Annotated in this window: 18 protein-coding genes; 11 read left to right on the plus strand and 7 right to left on the minus strand. The window is 71.6% G+C overall.

Features of this window, described 5'->3' with window-relative positions; translation table 11 throughout:
- Positions 1 to 859: 859 nt before the first annotated feature.
- Together AMETH_RS34245 and AMETH_RS34250 are read right to left on the minus strand one after the other, a co-directional pair.
- On the minus strand, positions 860 to 1,492 hold the full coding sequence (locus AMETH_RS34245) for an HNH endonuclease family protein (RefSeq protein ID WP_017985711.1): 633 nt from the start codon (positions 1,490 to 1,492) through the stop codon (positions 860 to 862).
- 95 nt (positions 1,493 to 1,587) lie between these two features.
- Positions 1,588 to 2,256: a hypothetical protein gene (locus AMETH_RS34250; RefSeq protein ID WP_038532591.1), complete on the minus strand. Its 669-nt coding sequence runs from the start codon at positions 2,254 to 2,256 to the stop codon at positions 1,588 to 1,590.
- Between the two features lie 54 nt (positions 2,257 to 2,310).
- On the opposite strand from AMETH_RS34250, the gene AMETH_RS34255 reads away from it, so the two are divergent.
- A complete protein-coding gene (locus tag AMETH_RS34255) occupies positions 2,311 to 3,597 on the plus strand; it encodes an adenylosuccinate synthase (protein WP_017985713.1) in 1,287 nt (428 codons plus the stop codon).
- On the opposite strand, the gene AMETH_RS34260 is transcribed toward AMETH_RS34255, so the two are convergent.
- Positions 3,594 to 4,082 (minus strand): OsmC family protein, encoded by a 489-nt coding sequence (locus AMETH_RS34260; protein ID WP_017985714.1) that lies wholly within the window; start codon positions 4,080 to 4,082, stop codon positions 3,594 to 3,596. The genes AMETH_RS34255 and AMETH_RS34260 overlap by 4 nt on opposite strands.
- Positions 4,083 to 4,137: 55 nt before the next feature.
- Here AMETH_RS34260 and AMETH_RS34265 point away from each other — a divergent pair, with 55 nt between their 5' ends.
- On the plus strand, positions 4,138 to 5,088 hold the full coding sequence (locus AMETH_RS34265; protein ID WP_323806975.1) for a TIGR03564 family F420-dependent LLM class oxidoreductase: 951 nt from the start codon (positions 4,138 to 4,140) through the stop codon (positions 5,086 to 5,088).
- Between the two features lie 13 nt (positions 5,089 to 5,101).
- On the opposite strand, the gene AMETH_RS34270 is transcribed toward AMETH_RS34265, so the two are convergent.
- Entirely contained in the window at positions 5,102 to 5,545 is a 444-nt protein-coding gene (locus AMETH_RS34270; RefSeq protein WP_017985715.1) for a MarR family winged helix-turn-helix transcriptional regulator, read from the minus strand.
- Between the two features lie 87 nt (positions 5,546 to 5,632).
- On the opposite strand from AMETH_RS34270, the gene AMETH_RS34275 reads away from it, so the two are divergent.
- The gene (locus AMETH_RS34275) at positions 5,633 to 6,496 is read left to right on the plus strand and encodes an LLM class flavin-dependent oxidoreductase (RefSeq protein WP_017985716.1); all 864 of its coding nucleotides are present in this window, start codon (positions 5,633 to 5,635) and stop codon (positions 6,494 to 6,496) included.
- Here AMETH_RS34275 and AMETH_RS34280 read toward each other — a convergent pair.
- The 3 genes from AMETH_RS34280 to AMETH_RS34290 all read right to left on the minus strand — a co-directional run bounded on the left by AMETH_RS34280 (position 6,477) and on the right by AMETH_RS34290 (position 11,126).
- Positions 6,477 to 8,129: a Na+/H+ antiporter gene (locus AMETH_RS34280; protein ID WP_017985717.1), complete on the minus strand. Its 1,653-nt coding sequence runs from the start codon at positions 8,127 to 8,129 to the stop codon at positions 6,477 to 6,479. The two genes, AMETH_RS34275 and AMETH_RS34280, sit on opposite strands and share 20 nt — an antisense overlap.
- A gap of 195 nt (positions 8,130 to 8,324) precedes the next feature.
- Entirely contained in the window at positions 8,325 to 9,857 is a 1,533-nt protein-coding gene (locus AMETH_RS34285; protein ID WP_017985718.1) for a DHA2 family efflux MFS transporter permease subunit, read from the minus strand.
- Positions 9,858 to 10,058: 201 nt separating this feature from the next.
- Positions 10,059 to 11,126, minus strand: coding sequence for a glycerophosphodiester phosphodiesterase (locus AMETH_RS34290; protein WP_017985719.1), 1,068 nt, complete (start codon positions 11,124 to 11,126; stop codon positions 10,059 to 10,061).
- Positions 11,127 to 11,344: 218 nt separating this feature from the next.
- On the opposite strand from AMETH_RS34290, the gene purD reads away from it, so the two are divergent.
- From purD to AMETH_RS34330, 8 genes are all read left to right on the plus strand, one after another.
- Complete coding sequence (gene purD / locus AMETH_RS34295; protein WP_017985720.1) at positions 11,345 to 12,628, plus strand: phosphoribosylamine--glycine ligase; 1,284 nt, start codon at positions 11,345 to 11,347, stop codon at positions 12,626 to 12,628.
- 64 nt (positions 12,629 to 12,692) lie between these two features.
- Positions 12,693 to 13,103 carry a type VII secretion target gene (locus tag AMETH_RS34300; protein ID WP_017985721.1) on the plus strand — a complete coding sequence of 137 codons (411 nt, stop codon included), beginning with the start codon at positions 12,693 to 12,695 and terminating at the stop codon, positions 13,101 to 13,103.
- Entirely contained in the window at positions 13,087 to 13,668 is a 582-nt protein-coding gene (locus AMETH_RS34305; RefSeq protein ID WP_017985722.1) for a DUF3558 domain-containing protein, read from the plus strand. Before AMETH_RS34300 ends, AMETH_RS34305 begins: the two co-directional genes overlap by 17 nt.
- Positions 13,669 to 13,676: 8 nt before the next feature.
- Entirely contained in the window at positions 13,677 to 15,227 is a 1,551-nt protein-coding gene (locus AMETH_RS34310) for a PPE domain-containing protein (protein ID WP_017985723.1), read from the plus strand.
- Positions 15,224 to 15,955: an ESX secretion-associated protein EspG gene (locus tag AMETH_RS34315; protein WP_017985724.1), complete on the plus strand. Its 732-nt coding sequence runs from the start codon at positions 15,224 to 15,226 to the stop codon at positions 15,953 to 15,955. The genes AMETH_RS34310 and AMETH_RS34315 overlap by 4 nt, the downstream gene beginning before the upstream one ends.
- 67 nt (positions 15,956 to 16,022) lie before the next feature.
- A complete protein-coding gene (locus AMETH_RS34320) occupies positions 16,023 to 16,367 on the plus strand; it encodes a hypothetical protein (RefSeq protein WP_223843008.1) in 345 nt (114 codons plus the stop codon).
- A gap of 1 nt (position 16,368) precedes the next feature.
- Positions 16,369 to 17,472, plus strand: a complete 1,104-nt coding sequence (locus AMETH_RS34325) for a transglycosylase SLT domain-containing protein (protein WP_020486753.1) — start codon at positions 16,369 to 16,371, stop codon at positions 17,470 to 17,472.
- Positions 17,473 to 17,777: 305 nt separating this feature from the next.
- Positions 17,778 to 18,965: a pyridoxal phosphate-dependent aminotransferase gene (locus AMETH_RS34330; protein WP_017985727.1), complete on the plus strand. Its 1,188-nt coding sequence runs from the start codon at positions 17,778 to 17,780 to the stop codon at positions 18,963 to 18,965.
- The last annotated feature ends 39 nt before the right edge of the window (positions 18,966 to 19,004 follow it).

Consider the following 19,004-nt stretch of genomic DNA (forward strand, 5'->3'; position numbering starts at 1 on the left):
GGGCGCGGGCCCTGGGGTGCGGCGGGCCCGACGCGGATCGACCCGCGCTGATGGGGCCAGGCCGCCGCTCGGGTACCAGCGGGCGGCGGCCTGCCACCGGCCCCGGGCGTGAACGTCCCGGTCGCAGTTCCGGAGCCGGCCTACCCAGCATTCACCACCGCCAGCCCGGTCCGTGCGCGGGACGCTGCCCACCGCGGCAGTGTGAGGTGCGGATCGCCGCACCTGCCTGGGCACCCGCCCATCCTTCCGGCGCGGCGACGCGGCGGCGCGGTCGATCCCTCGGCCGGCGGTTCGATCCTTCTGCCGGACACATGTGGGATGCCGGGGCCGAGCGCGCCGCCAGGCGCACGCCGGGCCGCGAGGCGCAGTCGCCCGCCTGGCGCGGGATGCCGAGACCCCGGCGGGCCACCAAGCGCAGGATGCCGAGAGCGTGGGCGGGCCGCCAAGCGCGGTGAGCTGCCCAGCGCAGTGGACCACCCGGCACCGCGGGCTGCCCGGCGCGGTGAGCCGGCCGGCGCAGTCGCCGGCGGGCGCGCGGTGGGGCGACCCGGCACGGCAGGCCGCTGGGTGCTGATGGGGCACAGGCCGCCGCTCGGGTACCAGCGGGCGGCGGCCTGCCACCGGCCCCGGGCGTGAACGTCCCGGTTGCAGTTCCGGAGCCAGCCTACCCAGCATTCACCACCCCCAGACCATCCCGCGCCCGGGACGCTGCCCACCGCGGTACCGAAGCACCGCCCTACCCCCGGCGCGGTGGGCCGCGATCTTCGGCCCCGCCGCCCGGATCAGCGAGGGCCCGCGGCTTGGATCCACAAGGGCCATGCGGCCCGGTCAACGAGAAACCGACTGCGAATCCCTTGCCTCAGCAGCGGTCCAGCATCTCCGTCAGCGCCGCCTTCTCCGCGCTGTCGATCGTCAGCTGCCACTCGTACTTCACGTCGATCCACATCTTCGCGTAGGTGCACCAGTAGCCGGTGAGCGGAGGCTTCCACTCGTCCGGCGACTTGTCGCCCTTTGCCTGGTTGACGTTGTCGGTGACGGCGATCAGCTGCGGGTTGGTCAGGTCGTTGGCGAACGCCTCGCGCTTGGCGGTGGTCCATGCCGACGCGCCGGTCCGCCACGCGGCGGCCAGCGGCACGACGTGGTCGATGTCGACGTCGGAAGCGGCCGTCCAGGTGGCGCCGTCGTACGGGCTTTTCCACGTGCCCGACGTGGCGGCGCAACTGGAATCGGTCACGACGTTCGTGCCGTCCCGCTTCAGCACGACCTCGCGGGTGTTGCAGCTGCCGCCCTGGTCGTCCCAGTGCGGGAACTTGTCGCGCGAGTAGCCGGTGGACGTGCCGTCCGCCTGGACGGTCAGCGCCGCCAGCTCGGAGCGGGCGGTGGTCTCGGACGGGATGTTCGGCGGCTCGGCGACCGCGGTGCCGGTCGCGAGGCCGGTGGTGAACAGGGCCGAGAGGCCGAGGACGATCAGCGAGTTTCGGGCGATGCGCATGGTGCCGCCTCCGGGTGATCGGTGAGGACCCTCCGAAGGTCGAACATGAAGATGACGAAAGCAATACCTGTGGGTGATTTACCGACGACAGTAGGTTAACTATCAGTGATCGCGAGCAGGTCCTCGGTGTGCCGGTACCAGGTCCAGCGCGTCACCGGCCGCGGGTGCGGCACCCCGTTCTGCACCAGTTCCGCCGGGTGGCAGCCCAGCTGGCAAGCCCGCCCGGACACCTCGGTGACCCGCCGGAACAGCCCCCGGGTCACCCGTACATCGACGCCCTCCCCGCCGGGCCGGACCACGAACGACCGCGCCGAGCCACGGAACGCGACCGTGTCATCACAGTAAGCCTCGCCGGTGACCGGACCCACCGCTGCTTCACCCACCAGGACTCCGCCGCTGTCGTCGCGCACGAGCACCCGCGCCCGCGGCTCACCCTTCCGGGCTAGTGCGAGCGCCTCCGACGGGTCCGCCGGCAGCCCCCACAGCCGCGCCGCAGGCGAGCCCGGATCGGTCGGCACGTAGCCCACCGGCGTGTCCCCCAACCGGCTCTTCCGCATGATCCGCACCACGACCGCGGCGAGGTCCGCATCCGTGCCGACGACGATCAACGGCTCCCCGGAAGTGCCCTCTAGCAGGGGATCCACGTCGTTCCGCCCGGGGCGCGCGGGCACTTCCCGCACCCCCGGCTCGTTGCGAAGGAGTGACGAACCAGACCCGCAAGCCAGCACCGTTCCCCGCGCCACCGGGTCCTCCGTTACGCTCATGCACCGGCATTTGCCTGCGCTGAATTTCCTGTTGCCGAATACCTGGAGTGTCACATGCCGGCCATCGTGCTCATCGGTGCCCAGTGGGGCGATGAAGGCAAGGGCAAGGCCACCGACCTGCTCGGCGACCGCGTCCAGTGGGTCGTCCGCTACCAGGGCGGCAACAACGCCGGTCACACGGTCGTGCTCCCCAACGGGGAGAACTTCGCCCTGCACCTCATCCCGTCCGGGATCCTCACGCCGGGCGTGACCAACGTGATCGGCAACGGCGTGGTCGTCGACCCGGGCGTGCTGCTCGACGAGCTGGACGGCCTGGAGAAGCGCGGCGTGGACACCAGCCGCCTGCTGCTCTCCGCCGACGCGCACCTGATCATGCCGTACCACGTGGCGATCGATAAGGTCACCGAGCGTTACCTCGGCAGCCGCAAGATCGGCACCACCGGCCGCGGCATCGGCCCGTGCTACCAGGACAAGATCGCCCGCGTCGGCGTCCGCGTGCAGGACCTGCTCGACGAGAAGATCTTCCGCCAGAAGGTCGAGGCGGCCCTGGAGTTCAAAAACCAGGTGCTGGTCAAGGTCTACAACCGCAAAGCGCTCGACGCCGACCAGGTGGCCGACGAGGTGCTGGCCGCGGGCGAGAAGTTCGCGCACCGCATCGCCGACACGCGGCTGCAGCTGAACAAGGCCCTGGAGAAGGGCGAGACGGTGCTGCTGGAGGGGTCGCAGGGCACGCTGCTCGACGTCGACCACGGCACCTACCCGTTCGTGACGTCGTCGAACCCGACCGCGGGTGGCGCGAGCGCCGGGTCGGGCATCGGGCCGGGCCGCATCGGCACCGTGCTCGGCATCCTCAAGGCCTACACCACGCGCGTCGGGTCGGGCCCGTTCCCGACCGAGCTGAACGACGCGATGGGCGAGCACCTGCGCAAGGCGGGCGGCGAGTTCGGCGTCACCACCGGGCGGTCGCGCCGCACCGGCTGGTTCGACGCGGTGATCGCCCGGTACGCCACGCGGGTCAACGGGATCACCGACTACTTCCTCACCAAGCTCGACGTGCTGTCCGGCCTGGAGCGGGTGCCGATCTGCGTCGGGTACGAGGTGGACGGCTTCCGCACCGAGGACATGCCGATGACGCAGACGGACGTGCACCACGCCGTGCCGATCTACGAGGAGCTGCCCGGCTGGTGGGAGGACATCTCGCACTGCCGGACGTTCGAGGAGCTGCCGGCGAACGCGCGCGCCTACGTGGAGCGGATCGAGGAGCTGTCGCAGGCCCGGGTCTCGGCCATCGGCGTCGGCCCGGGCCGCGAACAGACCATCGTCCGCCACGAATTCGTCTAGGCCAGGGCGGTCTTCGTCGGCGTCGGGTTGCGGAAGAGGTCCAGAACAGGGCAATGCTCGTCGACCTGGCGCTTGAGGTCCTCGTAGGCCTCGCGGCTCGCCGGGCCGTCCAGGTCGACCGTCACCCGCACGTCGGTGAAGCCGGGGCGCGTCTCGTTGAACCCGAAGAAGCCGTGTAGGTCGAGATCGCCCTCGACGGTGACCTTCACCGAGGTCAGCGGCACGCCCAGCTTCGCGGCCCAGAACTGGTACGTGATCACCTGGCACGAGCCGAGCGCGGCCAGCGCGTACTCGACCGGGTTGGCGGCGGTGTCCGTGCCGCCCAGCGGCGCCGGTTCGTCGACGCGGAAGGCGTGGTCCCGCACCTTCACGTCGACCTGGGTTCCGGTGACCAGCTGGTGGTCGACGGTGAACGAGACAGCGGCGTTGGCGGGATCGGCCGAGACGGCCTGGCGGGTTCCCTCGATGACATCGGTGAGCGACATGGTCCTCACAGTGACGGGAGCGCCCCGCCCGCCGCGAGGGCTCCCACGAGCTGGGATGCGGAATCCGCGCCACCCGGCCGCCGTTGCCGGTGATCATGAGCATCGGAGTGGCGCTGGCCACCGCGGACACGACCAACTACGTCGACGCGGTCGTGGCCCAGGCGAAGCAGGTGGCGGCCGACGGGCTGAAGTCGGTGTGGTTCGGGCAGCGGTTCGACTACGACGCGGCCGCGCTGGCGACCGTGGTCGGGCGCGAGGTGCCGGAGTTGTCGGTCGGCACGTCGGCCATCCCGATCTTCGGACGGCACCCGCTGCTGGTCTCCAGCCGGCCCAGACCGCGCAGGCCGCCACGCACGGGCGGTTCCGGCTCGGGCTGGCGCTGGGCGCGAAAAACCTGCTGGAAGGCAGTTTCGGCCTCACCTACGAGCGTCCGGTGGCCCGGCTGCGCGAGTTCCTGACCGTGCTGCGCGAGCTGTTCACCACCGGCACCGCCGACTTCCGCGGCGAAGTGCTCACCGCCGTGCCGCCGCTGCCGGCCACGGTTCCCGGCGCGGACCCGGTGCCGCTGCTGGTCGCCGCGATGGGGCCGCAGGCGCTGCGCGCCACCGGGGAACTCGCCGACGGCACCCTGCCCTACCTGGCCGGGCCGAAGGTGCTGGCCGGTGAGATCGTCCCGGCCATCACCGCCGCCGCGAGCGGGCAGCCACGCGTCATCGCCTTCGTGGCCGGCGTGGTCACCTCCGACGTCGAGCAGGTGCGGGCCAACGCCGTCGAGCAGCTCGCGTTCTACGAGCGGATCCCGTCCTACCAGCGGGTCATCGGCCTGGAGGGCGCGTCGCGGGCCGGTGAGCTGGCGGTCGTCGGCGACGAGGAGACCGTCGCGGCCGAGGTCCGGCGCTACTTCGACGCCGGGGCCACCGAGGTGGTGTTCACCCAGACCGACCTGGGCAGCGCCGAGGACCAGCGGCGCACCTGGCGGTTGCTGGGGGAACTGTCCGGGAAGTGACGCGACCTGCCGATCAGGATCGCCGATCCGCAGTGAGGAGGGCGCGCAGGTCGCCGACCAGGCGATCGGCGCCAGCCTTGCCGAGCGGGGCGAGGAACTCCCGTTCGGCGTCGCCCCGCGCGCGCTCGGCCTTGTCGAGGGTCTCCCGGCCGAGGCCGGTCAGCTCGACGATGTTCTTCCGCCGGTCCTCCTGACTGCGGCGCCGCTCGACGAAACCCTTGTCCTCCAGCACATCCACCAGCGCGACCATCGTGGTGCGGTCGACGCCGAGCCGCTCGGCGGCGGCGAGCTGGGACAGCGGGTACTCGGCCGCCAGCACGGCCAGCACCGCCAGCTCACGGCCGTCGAGCCCGAACGGTTCGAGCGCACGCGCGACCGCCGCGGTCAACGCCAGCTGCGTGTGCTTGAGGAGATAGCCGAGCCGCCCGGTCAGCACGTCGGGAGGTTCACCCGCCATGCGCGCAGCCTATCTGAAAACTGATCGTCAGCTCTCCTGATCATCTGCTAGCTTGACGATGCGCGCTTCGGATTGAAAACCACCCCTATGCACGTCACCTACGACGAGATCCTGCGGGTCTGGCAGGAAGCCGACCGCCTGCCGCAGATCGAGGACGCCTGGCTCTGGGACCACCTCCTGCCACTCGCCGGGCCCGCGGACGGTCCGGTCCACGAGGGCTGGACCCTGCTCACCGCCCTGGCCGCGCAGACCGAGCGGCTGCGGCTGGGCCTGCTGGTGTCCAGCAACCGGCACCGCCACCATGCGATGCTCGGCAAGATCACCAGCACGCTGGACGTCGTTTCCCGCGGCCGGCTGGTCGTCGGCCTGGGCGCGGGCGGCACGCACCAGCCGGCCGGGGCGGGCGGGATTCCCCGCGAAAGCCCGGCCATCGCGGAGTACGCCGCATACGGCCTCACCCTCGTGCCGCCCGCCGAGGGCCTCGGCCGGCTCGCGGAGAGCATCGAGATCCCCAAGCTGATGTGGACGCGGGACCGCTTCGACTTCGACGGGCGGTACTACACGCTGACCGGCACTCGGAACGAACCGAAGCCGGTGCAGCGCCCGGGACCGCCGCTGCTGATCGGCGGCTGGGGCACCCGGATGCCGCGGCTGGTCGCCGAACACGCGGACGCATGGAACATCCCGGGGCCGCCGCACAACACCGTCGAGTTCGTCGCCGAGCGAAACCGGGTCCTCGACCGGCACTGCGCGGAGATCGGCCGCGATCCACGCGAGATCCAGCGGTCCGTGCAGCTGATCGTGTCCTACGACGCCCCGGCGAGCTCACGGGATCTCGTGCGGCGGCTGGCCGTTACGGGGATGGAGCACATCGTGCTGAGCCTGCGGGCGCCGTACCCGCCGGGCGCCGCGCGGTGGCTGGTCGACGAGATCACGACAGCCGTGCCGTGAGGGTGTCCGACAGGGCGAGCTCTTCGAGGTCGAGTTCGCGCAGGACCTTGCGCAGCACCTCGTCGTCGAGCTTGCCCTCGGCCCGCTGCCCCAGCATCGTCTCGCGCTGGACAAGCAGCAGTTCGCGGCGCGCCTGCACGAACGCGGCGTGCGGGCTGGACTCGCGTTCCTCGGCGCTGAGCGAGATCGCCGCGACGGCGCCCCGGTAGCGGGTCTCGACCAGCGCCCGCAACCGGTTGACCAGGCGGTCGGCTTTCTCCGGCGGGATGTCGAGCCGCTGGCACAGTTCGGGGGCCAGCTCGTCGAGCCGGGCCACGGCCGCGTGCATCGCCGCCTCGCGGGCCGCCATCTCCTCCTCCGCGTCCTGCTCGGCGTCGTCCTTGTCGTGCACGCCGAGCTTGCGGATCACCGCGGGCAGCGTGAGCCCCTGGATCAGCACGGTCCCGATCGCGACGACGAACGCGAACAGCTGGATCTCGTCCCGGCCCGGGAACGGCTGGCCGGCGTGGGTCGACAGCGGCACACCGGCCGCCGCGGCGAGCGTCACCACGCCGCGCATGCCCGCCCAGGACAACACGAGCAGGTTCCGCGTCGGCGGCCGTTCTCGTTCCCGGCCGAACAGCCGGAGGGCGTGCGGCAGGTAGGCGTTGAGGAACACGTACGGGATCCGGATGGCGATCGTGACCGCGAGGATGGCGATCGCCGAGGCGAAGAGCTGCCAGTTGCCGCGCGCGTTCTCGTTGGCGCTCTCCAGCACGAACGGCAGTTGCAGGCCCATCAACGCGAACACGAGCGCTTCGAGCAGCACGTCCAGCGTCGCCCAGATCGACGAGTCCTGCACCCGCGTCGCCGAGCCCGCGTACAGCGACCGGTCGCCGAGGTACAACCCGGCCGCGACCACCGCGAGCACGCCCGAGCCGCTGAAGTCCTTGGAGAACGGGTGCAGGTGCTCGGCGACGACGTACACGGCGAACGGCACGATGATGCCGAAGACCGACTCCATCAGCGGATCATCGAGCTTGCGCCGGATGTAGGAGACGAGCACCGCCGCCGCGAGGCCGACGCCGATCCCGAGCACGGCGGCGACGAGGAACACCAGGAACCCGTGGCCGAGCGACCCCGCCGCACCGAGGACCGCCGCGAGACCGATCTTGTACAGCGTCAGCGCGGCGGCGTCGTTGACCAGGCTCTCCCCGGTGAGGACGGTCATCAGCCGTCGCGGGAGGCGCTGGCGGCGCCCGATCGCGGCGGCGGTGACGGCGTCCGGCGGCGCGACGACCGCGCCCAGCACGAACGCCGAGGCGAGCGGCAGGTCCGGCAGCAGCAGGTGCACGACGAACCCGACGACGAGCGCCGTGACGACGACGAGGACCACCCCGAGCCCGATGATCGGCCGGGCGGCGGCCTTGAACTGGGCGAACGAGCTCTCCCGCGCGGTGGAGTAGAGCAGCGGCGGCAGGACCAGGGTGAGGATGAGTTCCGGCTCCATCTGCACCCACGGCACGCCCGGGATGAACGACACGGCCAGCGCCGCCACGACGACCAGCAGGGGCGCCGACAGGTTGAACCGCCGGGCGATCGCGGTGAGACCGAGCGCGCCGGCGAGCACGCCCATCAAGGTCAGGAGCTCCATGGGGTAGATGCTTACCCAGCGAGCCGCGCTCCGCCCGGTGAGTGAAGAGCCGCGGCGGCGCGAGCGCGGGACTCGCGCGCGTGAGTGCGGAACCCGCCGGGCCGGGCACGGAACTCGCGGGCGTGAGCGTGGAACTCGCGGCGGCTACCCGAAAAAGGGCCCGGGCAATCGAGCCCGGGCCCTTCCGAAGGAACGTCAGTGCATCATCACTGCGGGCGGGGCGCCCTCGGCGGCGTCCTCCTCCGGCGGCAGCGCCGGCTTCTTCGGCAGGAACAGCGCCGGGATCAGGCACAGCGCCACCAGCACCAGCGTCCAGGTGAACGTCGACGCGAAGGCGTCCGCGCTGGCCACCGCCGCGGCGTCGTGCGTCGCCGGGTTCATCAGCGCGGCCGTGGCGGCGAGCTGGCCCTCGCTCGTCGCCACGCCGAACTTCCCGGCGAGCAGGCTGGCCAGGATGATCGACACGATGGCCGACCCCACGGCACCGGCCGTCTGCTGCACGATGTTCATCGCCGTCGAGGCGCGCGCCACCGTGCGCTGCGTCAGCGTCTGCAGCGCCGCGGTGCTGATCGGCATCATGCTCATGCCCATGCCGAGCCCCATCACGAACAGCGCGCCCATCAGCAGCAGGTAGGACGTGTCGGCGCCGACCTGCGTGAACACCGCGACGCTCGCGATGATCAGCACGATCCCGGGCAGCACGACCTTGCCCGCCCCGATCTTGTCGACCAGCTTGCCCGCGATCGGCATAGTGATCATCGCGCCGATGCCCTGCGGCGCCAGCAGCAAACCGGCCTGCAGCGCGCTTTCGCCGCGCACCAGGACGAAGTAGGTCGGCAGGATCAGCATCGACCCGAGGAACGCGATCATGAACAGGGTCATGGTCACCATCGCGATGCTGAACGTCCGGTTGCGGAACAGGGTCAGGTCGACCAGCGGGTTGGCGACCTTCAGCGCCCGCACGATGAAGGCCGCGATCAGCACGATCCCGATGATCCCCGGCAGCCACACGTTGGTCGCGCCGACGCCGCCGTGGTACGGGATGTTCGACACGCCGTAGATCAGCGCCGCGAGACCCGGCGACAGCATCACCATGCCCGCGAAGTCGAACTTCTCGGCCGGGCGCGGCTCGTCCTTCGGCAGCAGCCGCCACGCCAGCAGGATCGCGACGACGCCGATCGGCACGTTGATGTAGAAGATCCAGCGCCAGCTCACCGAGTCGACCAGCCAGCCGCCCAGGATCGGGCCGCCGATCGGGCCGAGCAGCATCGGCACGCCGAGCACGGCCATCACGCGGCCGACGCGGTGCGGGCCCGCGGTCTTGGTCAGGATCGTCATGCCCGCGGGCATCAGCATGCCGCCGCCGAGGCCCTGCAGGACCCGGAACACGATCAGCGACTCGATGTCCCACGCAGCCCCGGCCAGCGCGGAGCCGACCAGGAAGAACGTGATCGCCAGCATGTAGAGGCGCTTGGTGCCGAACCGGTCGCACGCCCAGCCGGTGACCGGGATGACCGTGGCCAGCGCCAGCATGTACCCGGTCGCGATCCACTGGATCGTGTCGAACGAGGTCTCGAACTCCAGCGTCAGCGCCTGGAGCGCGACGTTGACGACGGTGGTGTCGAGGATGGCCATCACGCTGCCGAGCACGACGACGGCGGCGACCTTCAGTACCGCGCTGTCGAGTTTGCCGGCGTCCGCGGGTCTTGGTTCCGAAGCAGTGGTCATGAAGTGGACCGTCCAAGGTCTACGAGCGGGCAGGGCCGACCGCAGGAGGAAACCCCGAAGAAAAAGCGCAAGTCCCCCTCAGTCCACCCTGAGACTAGCCGGGCGACAGGCTATGACGCGAAGACTTTTCGAGTGGTCGGGATCACTTCAGCGGAAAGCGAAAACGCGGGCACGGCGCGTGGCCGTGCCCGCGTCGTCCACTCAGGACCGGACGGCGACCAGCGCGGTGTCCGGCTGGTCGGCGAACAGGCCGTCGATGCCGGTGGCGAGGAACGCGTCCAGCTCGGCGAACACGTTGCCCCACGCCGACGGGTCGGCCGACGAGCGCAGGTTGGCAGGCAGGAAGCTGTTCTCGTTGCGGAAGGTGTAGGGCACGACTTTCAGGCCCGCGTCGTGCGCGTCCTTCACCAGCGAGGTCGGCGTGCCGAGCGCGCCCGCCGCGGTGCGCGGGATGATCTGCGCCTTCTCCGGGCCGAGGTAGTCGGCGTAGGTGGAGATCTCCTTGAGCCCGGCCGGCGTGACCAGGTCGGCGTAGGTGCGCTTGTCGCCGCTCGCGACGAAGTCCGCGGGCGCGCCGCTGGCCGAGGTGAGCTGCACCAGCGGCACCTTCACCTGCTTGCTCAGCGCCTTGAGGTTGGCCACCTCGAACGACTGGATGATCACCGGCGCGTTGCGCTTGTTCAGGCCGTTGCGGTTGAGGAGGTCGACCAGCTTCGGCTCGGTCGGGTTGCCGATCGAGGCGAAGTAGGTGGAGTGCTTGATCTCCGGGTAGGTGCCCAGCGTGCGGTGCAGCTCGCGGCCGAGGCGCTTGGTGAGGTCCAGCACCTCCTGGTACGTCGCGATCTGCCAGCGGCCGTTGTAGATCTTGTTGTCCGGGCGGATGTCCGGGATGCGCTCGGTGGCGCGCAGGGTCTTCAGCTCGGCGAGCGTGAAGTCCTCGGTGAACCAGCCGGTCAGCGTGACACCGTCGATGACCTTGGTGGTCTTCCGGTTCGCGAACTCGGGGTGGGCGGCGACGTCGGTCGTGCCGCCGATCTCGTTCTCGTGCCGGGCGACGAGCTGACCGTCCTTGGTGGGCACGAGGTCGACGTCGACCCAGTCGGCGCCCTGGCGGTAGGCCAGCTCGTAGGAGGCCAGCGTGTGCTCCGGCCGGTAGCCGGGCGCGCCCCGGTGTCCGACGACCACTGGTTCGGCACGCTCCTTGTCAGCCGGGGCGGCTTGGCTCGCACTGGTGCCGCCGGCGGCGCCGACCAGGAACAGGCCGGACAACGCCAGGGCGGCGAGTCTTCTCCGCACGGAACCTCCTGGGGGACGAAAGGGATCTCCGCGCCACTCTCACCGGCGAGTGCTACGACCGCGACACATCCGGGGGTCGCTCGCCTGGCGGGCGGGTAAACGGCACGTGCCGCAGCCCACCATCGAGCCCCGCCCGTCGCCCGCCACCACCCTCAACGGAGACGCAGCGCGTCGCAGCTACGCTCTGACCTGTGCGTGTCCTTGTGATCGGGTCCGGTGCCCGCGAACATGCCCTGCTCCTCGCCGCGTCCCACGACCCGGCTGTCACCGCGCTGGCCTGCGCGCCCGGCAACGCCGGCACCGCGGCGCTGGCCGAGCAGCTCGGTGTCGATGTGGCCGCCCCGGCCGCGGTCGCCGAGCTGGCGAAGCGCTGGCAAGCCGACCTCGTGGTGATCGGGCCCGAGGTGCCGCTGGTCGCCGGCGCGGCCGACGCCGTCCGCAAGGCCGGCATCCCGGTCTTCGGCCCGTCCGCGGCCGCGGCCCGCATCGAGGGCTCGAAGGCGTTCGCCAAGGACGTGATGGCCACCGCGAAGGTGCCGACAGCGCGCAGCGAGATCGTGGACAACCCGGCCAAACTCGACGAGGCGCTGTCCCGCTTCGGTCCGACCTGGGTGGTCAAGGACGACGGGCTGGCCGCGGGCAAGGGCGTGGTCGTCACCCCGGACCGCGACGCGGCGCGCGCGCACGCGATGAAGCTGCTCGACGGCGGCCACCCGGTGCTGCTGGAGTCGTTCCTCGACGGGCCGGAGGTGTCGCTGTTCTGCCTGGTCGACGGCCGCACCGTGGTGCCGCTGCTGCCCGCGCAGGACTTCAAGCGCGTCGGCGACGGCGACACCGGCCCCAACACCGGCGGCATGGGCGCGTACGCGCCGCTGCCGTGGGCGCCCGCGGGCCTCGTCGACGACATCGTGCGCGGCATCGTCCAGCCGGTGGTCGACGAGATGGCCGCCCGCGGCGCCGAGTTCTCCGGCCTGCTCTACGCGGGCCTCGCGATCACCTCCGACGGCCCGCAGGTCATCGAGTTCAACTGCCGCTTCGGCGACCCGGAGACGCAGGTCGTGCTCGCGCTGCTGGCCACCCCGCTGGCCGGGCTGCTGCACGCGACGGCGACCGGCACCCTCGCCGAGCACCCGCCGCTGGAGTGGCACCCCGGCTCCGCGGTCACCGTCGTGATCGCCGCCGACGGCTACCCCGGCGTGCCGCGCGCGGGCGACGTGATCACCGGCGCCGAGGCCGAGGGCGTGCTGCACGCGGGCACCCGCCGCCGCGACGACGGCGCCGTGGTCTCCCACGGTGGCCGGGTGCTGTCCGTGGTCGGCGTCGGCGAGGACCTCGACGCGGCCCGCGCCCAGGCCTACGAGCGGGTCGGGAAGGTGCACCTGTCCGGTTCGCACCACCGCACCGACATCGGGCTGAAGGCCGCTCGCGGCGAGATCATCGTGCCGGGTGCTTCGGCGAATTCCGGCCCGAGCTGACACCTGGGTTGGTAGCCTTCCTACCGGAACTGGTCGGTTACCGTCCGTACCCGGGGAGTGAGTTGTGGCAGAGGACGACCTGCGCGGCGCCGGCCAGGGTCTCGCACCCACGCTCGGCGCCCTCGGCGCGACCGTGCCATCGGTGCCCCACGACCTGCGGGTCGACCCGGACAAGGTGTTGCTGGTCGCGCAGGTCGTCAACGAGCAGGCCGACGCGCTCGACGACCGCATCCGGCAGAAGCTGATCGACCTCAACATCACCGCGCCTGCCGAGGACGTCATCAGCACCACCGCCACCGACGCGTGGAACCGGCTGGTGGCCCGCGGCGAGGACTCCTACGCGGCGCGCGTGCAGGCCTACGTCCGCAACCTGCGTGACCTGGCCGCGCAGCTCCGGCAGGCCGCGCAGGCCTACCAGGCCGGTGAGGAGGAGAAGGTCATCGCGCTGGGGGACCGCGGTGCCGGCCCTGCCTAGGACGGTCGTCGCGGCCGCGCTCGTGGTGTCCGGCTGCACGTCGACCGTGTCCGGTGTCGCCGGGCCCGCGACGCGGCCGAGCAGCGAGCCGCCCGAACTGCCCGCCCGGCAACGCGAGCTGCCGCTGCGGGACGCCGACCCGTGCGCCCTGCTCACGTCCGCCCAGCTGGACCAGCTCGGCGAGAACGGCGCGCCCCGCAGGCTGCCGGAAGACAGCCAGCGCGACGGCCCGACCTGCGCCTTCGACGTCGACGCCAGGCCGCCGACGTACACGTACTACCTCGAGGTCATCGGCAACGCCGACATCGAGGACTGGCGCACCGGCGCGCACCGGCGGGCCAGCATGGTGCAGCAGCCCGTCGCGGTGCCCGGGTTCCCCGCGCTGGTGAACTACGCGCCCAGCGAGGGAATCCAGGATTGCGAGACGCTCGTCGGCGTCGCCCAGGGCCAGACGCTGCGCGCCCAGATGGCGCCCGACGACCGCTCGTTCACCCAGCAGCAGCTGTGCGACATGGCGACGAACGTCGCGAAGCTGGCCGTCCAGACGCTCGAAACGCTGAAGTGAGGTGTGGCGTGGCCACGTTCGACAGCAGCAAGTACGACATCCCGACGCTCGTGGCGAAGCTGCGTGACCAGCGGTTCGACGGCTACCAGCCGGAGCAGCTCGCGCAGGTCGTGGAGAAGTTCCGGGACGGCGCGGGCCCGTCGGGGATCACCGGGGCCGTCGAGGCGTTGAAGTCGATCTCCGGCGCGCTCGCCGACACCGAGGAGACGCTGCGGACCCAGCTGAAGGCGCTCGGCGTGGAGTGGCAGAGCCGCGCGGCCGGGCAGGCGTCGTCGGTGGTCGCGCGGGAGGCCGGGTTTTCCGGTGAGGCAACGGCGAAGGTCGAGCAGGCCGCGCGAATGATGTACGAGCAGGCCGAGGCGTTCACCCGGACCAGGAACAAGCTGCCGGCGCCGGAAGACCTGCGTAAGGCGGGTGGCTACACCTTCGGCGACACGGTGTTCAGCCTGTTCGGGTTCGAGACCGATCATGCGGCGGACGTGCGCACCGCCGAGGAGGCCAAGGCCCAGGCGGTGGACGCGCTCAACGCCTACGCCCACGACAGCGGCAACTACCTCGGCTCGACGTCCACTGTGGACGCACCGGCGCCGGTCTCGCTGCTGTCCGCGCCGGGAACCGGTGTGGTGGCGGGAATCGGCGGGTCGTCGGCGCCGGTGCCGGACACCGCGCCGACCCAGGCCCAGGGCACGAAGGACGTCACGCCGGCCCGGGTGGACACCCCGACGCCGCCGATGGGCGTGCCGGCCACACCGGCGGCGGGTGCCGCCACGGTCGCCGGGGTCACCGCCCCGGCGGGCGCCGGCGGCGGGACGACCGCTGGACGCCCCGCTTCGACTGCGCCCACCGGATCAGTTGCCGGCGGCTCTGGTTCCCCCGGCGGAGCCGGCTTCGCCAGCGAACGCCGGGCGTCGGGTTCGCCCGAATCGAAGACCACCGGTGGCCAGTCCGGCGCCGCGACCGGCGGCCGGGCGCTTCCCAACACTGGTTCCGCCGTAGGCGCCCGCCCCGGCTCCGCCGGGCAACCGGGCGCCGGGCAGGTCCACGGTGCAGGGGCTCGCTCCGCTGCTGTTCCCGGAGGGAACCCGGGAAGCGGGTTCAGCGCGGCAACACCCGCCGAAGAAGCGCTCGGCAGGGGTCGTTCCGCGGGCGCCATGCCGCCCTCCACCACTTCGCCCAATGCGGTCGGCCCCGGGTTCGCCGCCGTGCGGGCGCCCTCCGGGCTCAGCGGGCTCGCCGAAGCCGCCCCCGCGCTCGGCGCGGCGGGGGCGAGCGGCGCGCTGGCGGGCGAGGGCGAACGGCAGAGCAGCGTCGGGCGGAACACCGCGGGCAACCGCATCCATCAGATCCCGTCCGAGGACCTGCCCGAGGAGGAGGAAGCCCGCCTCGCCCGGCGCGGCGGCCACACCCCCGACTCGGCGACCACCCGGTCGATCCTGGAACCCGCCGCGCCCCAGGACGGCGAGGAGGACGCCGGGCACGTCCGCCGCTTCGGCGTCGACGACAACGACCTGTTCACCGACCGGCGAGACGTCTCACCGGACACGATCGGCGACCGATGAGCCTCGTCCTGACGACGCTCGAGTTCGACGTCCTGTGGGAGAGCCTGCGTCTGCCCCGCGCCCACCCGGCGCTGCGCGTGCCGAGCGCGGGCCGCACCCACACCGAGCGGCGGCAGCTCGCGGGCCGCGCCTGGGAGATGCTCGCCGACCGGGGGCTCGCGCGCGGGCAGCGCGCCGTGGGCGAGATCGTCGACATGGCGACGCTGCTGGCGAACCCGCAGGTCGCGATCGACGTGTGGGTGTGGACGGACCGGGAGATCCGCGGCCTCGCGGTGAGCAACGGCAGCCAGGCGTTGCTCTCGGTGGTGGACTCGGGCGAGGTGTGGCTGATCCCGGCGCGGCCGAACGCGCTGGCCGAGTCGGCGGTGTCGGTGGCCGGTGAGCAGCCGGCCGGCGTCGGGCATTCGGTGAGCCTGCCACACAGCACGCTGCGGGCAGCGGACGCGGACGCGAAGGGCGACCCGAAGTCGCTGGTCACGGCGCTGGAGGACCGGGGCGTCGAGCTGTGGGAGGCGCAGGAACTGGCCGGGATGCTGGTCGGGATGACCACGCGCGGGCAGTTCGGCGTCGAGCGGGAGGGGCGGCGCGCGGGCCGGGTGGTCGCGTTCTACGACACCGACGCGGGCCGGTACCTGCTGCAGGTGGGCGGGCAGGACTGGGCGACGGTCGCGCCCGCCGACAACCAGCTGCTGGTCAGCCGGGTCGCGGAGCTGCTCGACGAGGTGTGAACCACCGGATGGTGGAACTTCGCCGAAACCGCGCACAGGGTGCGACGACCGTCCTACAGTGAGCGACGTGCCTGAGAGTGATCCGGATTCGCTGGAGTACGTGGCCGGGCAGGTCGAGTCCATCCACGAGCAGTTCAAGAAAGCCAAGGACAAGGTCACGGGCGTGACCGGGGAGAACCCGTTCGGGACCATCAAGCGCCCGGACGAGCTGGAGCCGGGTGAGCACCCGTCGGACGGCATGGTGGACGCGCTGGGGTCGTTGCGGGACGGCGTGCACAAGCAGTTCGACGCGGCTGCCGAGCTGATGACCTCGACCGGCAGCGCCCTGCGCGACGCGGCGCGGGCGTTGCGCGAGACCGACGACGCGGCGCGCGACAGCGTGACCGTCAAGGACGGAAGCCTGCAGGTCTGACATGGTCGCCGCACCCGGGATGCCACCCGAATGGAACGACGTGGTGGCCCGCGCGCAGCAGGTCGAGAAGCTGAACCCGGCGGGGATCCAGGCCGTCGCGGACCAGTTCACGCAGGCGTCGAAGGACTCGGCGGACCACTCGGTCGCTCTGCGGAACGCGACGGCGGCGCTGGGCGGCGGCACGTGGACCGGTCCCGCCGCCGACGCGTTCTTCGCCTACGTCAAGCAGATCGGCGATGCGGGCAGGAAGGTCAACGACCACCTCGACGAGGTCGCGCGGGAGCTGTCCAACCTGCAGACGTCGCTGGCCGACGTCAAGGGCCGGATCGACACGATCCGGCAGCAGGCGCAGACGGACATCGAGAAGGCCAACAGCGACGCGGTGACCAACGCGAACGCGGCCGAGGCGATGGAACGCGAGGTGCGCGAGGGCAAACCGGGCGCCACCATGCCCTCACCGACGTCGGCCGAAATCATGGCCGCGAACGCGCGGAAGACGAGCGGCATCGCGGCCGGCGCCCGGGACCAGATCCAGGGCCTGCTGGGCAACGCGAACGAGCAGATCAACCGGGTGATGGGCCTGGTGCGCAAGGAGGTCCAGGGCGGGTACGCGTCGGTGCCCCCGCTGGGCGGCAAGCCGAAGACGATGAAGAGCACGGGCGGACTGCGCTCCGGCTCCGGCGGCGGCTCGGGTGGTGGCGGCGGTGGTCTGGGCCCGAGCGGCGGACCCCCGAGCAGCCAGCCCCCAGGAAACGTGCGGCAGTGGATCGAAGAGGCGATCCGCATCCTGCAGGCCGCCGGCGTGCCGGTGACGGAAGCCGACATCGACAAGATCTGGACGATCATCGAAAAGGAGTCGGGCGGCAATCCAAACGCAATCAACCTCTGGGACAGCAATGCTGCGAAGGGGCACCCGTCGAAGGGGTTGATGCAGTGCATCGACTCGACGTTCAACGCGCACAAACTGCCCGGCCACGACGACATCTACAACCCGGTCGACAACATCATCGCCGGGGTGCGGTACACGTTCAGCAGGTACGGCGGCTTTGATGGGCACCCAGGCCTGAAGGCGATGGCCGCAGGCGGCGGATACCAGGGCTACTAGCGAACAGACCCAGACCCGTGCTGGGTGGTCATCCCGGAGCCTGCCCGTCCGGCGAGGACTCTTTTGATCTTCAAACCCGCGCCTTCGCGTGGAAAAGCGCCTCACGGCGCTGGAAAGGTCACCTTCCGACCACCCCCGCCCCCGATGCCTGATTGTGTTTCAGTCGGCGACTAAAGATCGGCTGTGGATCGGGGCGGGGGAGGTCTGGTTGGGGTAGTCGGTGCTGTTGCGTTGCCGGCCGGCGGTTGGGCGCGGTGGGGCACCACGAGATCCGCTTCCAAACAGGTCGACTTACCCTGAAGCCCATGGTCGCCTCAGCCTCGTTTCCCGGTCCGGCCAAGCGGGCGGACGTCGCGCCCTTCCACGTCATGGAGGTGCTCTCCGCGGCCGCCGCCCGGCAGCGGACCCACGGGGACGTCGTCAGCCTCGCCGCGGGGCAGCCCAGCGCGGGCGCGCCCAAGCCGGTCCTGGAGGCGGCCGCGCGCGCTCTGCACGACCAGAACCTCGGCTACACCGTCCAGCTTGGCATCCCCGAGCTGCGCGAAGCCATCGCCGGGCACTACGACCGCCGCTACGGCATGACCGTCAGCCCGGAGGACGTCATCGTCACCACCGGGTCCTCGGGCGGCTTCATGCTGTCGTTCCTGTCCGCCTTCGACGCCGGCGCCCGCGTCGCCATGGCCCGGCCCGGCTACCCTGCCTACCGCAACCTGCTGTCCGCCCTCGGCTGCGAGGTCGTCGAGTTCGCCACCGACGAGAGCACCCGCTTCCAGCCGACCGTCGACCTGCTGGACGAGCTCGGCCCGCTCGACGGGCTGATCGTGGCGAGCCCGACCAACCCGGCGGGCACCGCGCTGCCGCCCGGCGAGCTCGCCGCAATCGCCGGCTGGTGCTCGTCCCGCGGGGTTCAGCTGATCAGCGACGAGATCTACCACGGCATCTCCTACGGCACCGAGCTCGGCTGCGCCTGGCAGTCCACCACCGAATCGATCGTGCTCGGCTCGTTCTCCAAGTACTTCGCCATGACCGGGTGGCGGCTGGGCTGGATGCTCGCCCCGAAGCGCCTGCACCGCGCGGTCGACGTGCTCACCGGCAACCTCAACATCTGCGCCCCGGCGCTCGCCCAGCACGCGGCCGTCGCCGCGTTCGAGCCGGAGTCCTACGCCGAGCTGGACGGGCACGTCGCGCACTACCGGCGCAACCGCGACCTGCTGCTGGACGGCCTCGCGGGCATCGGGCTGACCCGCGTCGCCCCGGTGGACGGCGCGTTCTACGCCTACGTCGACGTCTCCGAGCACACCACCGACAGCCTGAGCTGGTGCCAGCGGCTGCTCGCCGACACCGGCGTCGCGATCACCCCGGGCATCGACTTCGACCCCGTGGACGGCGGGAAGTTCGTCCGGTTCTCGTTCGCGGGCTCCGAGTCCGACGTCACCGAGGGGGTCGCGCGCCTGGGCCGGTGGCTCTCCGGGGGAACCCCCAGTTTTCCCTGAACGTTGACCAGAACGCGGGCGTCCGGGCACGAAACCGTG

Source organism: Amycolatopsis methanolica 239 (assembly GCF_000739085.1).
In the GTDB taxonomy this organism is placed as follows: Bacteria; Actinomycetota; Actinomycetes; order Mycobacteriales; family Pseudonocardiaceae; genus Amycolatopsis_E; species Amycolatopsis_E methanolica.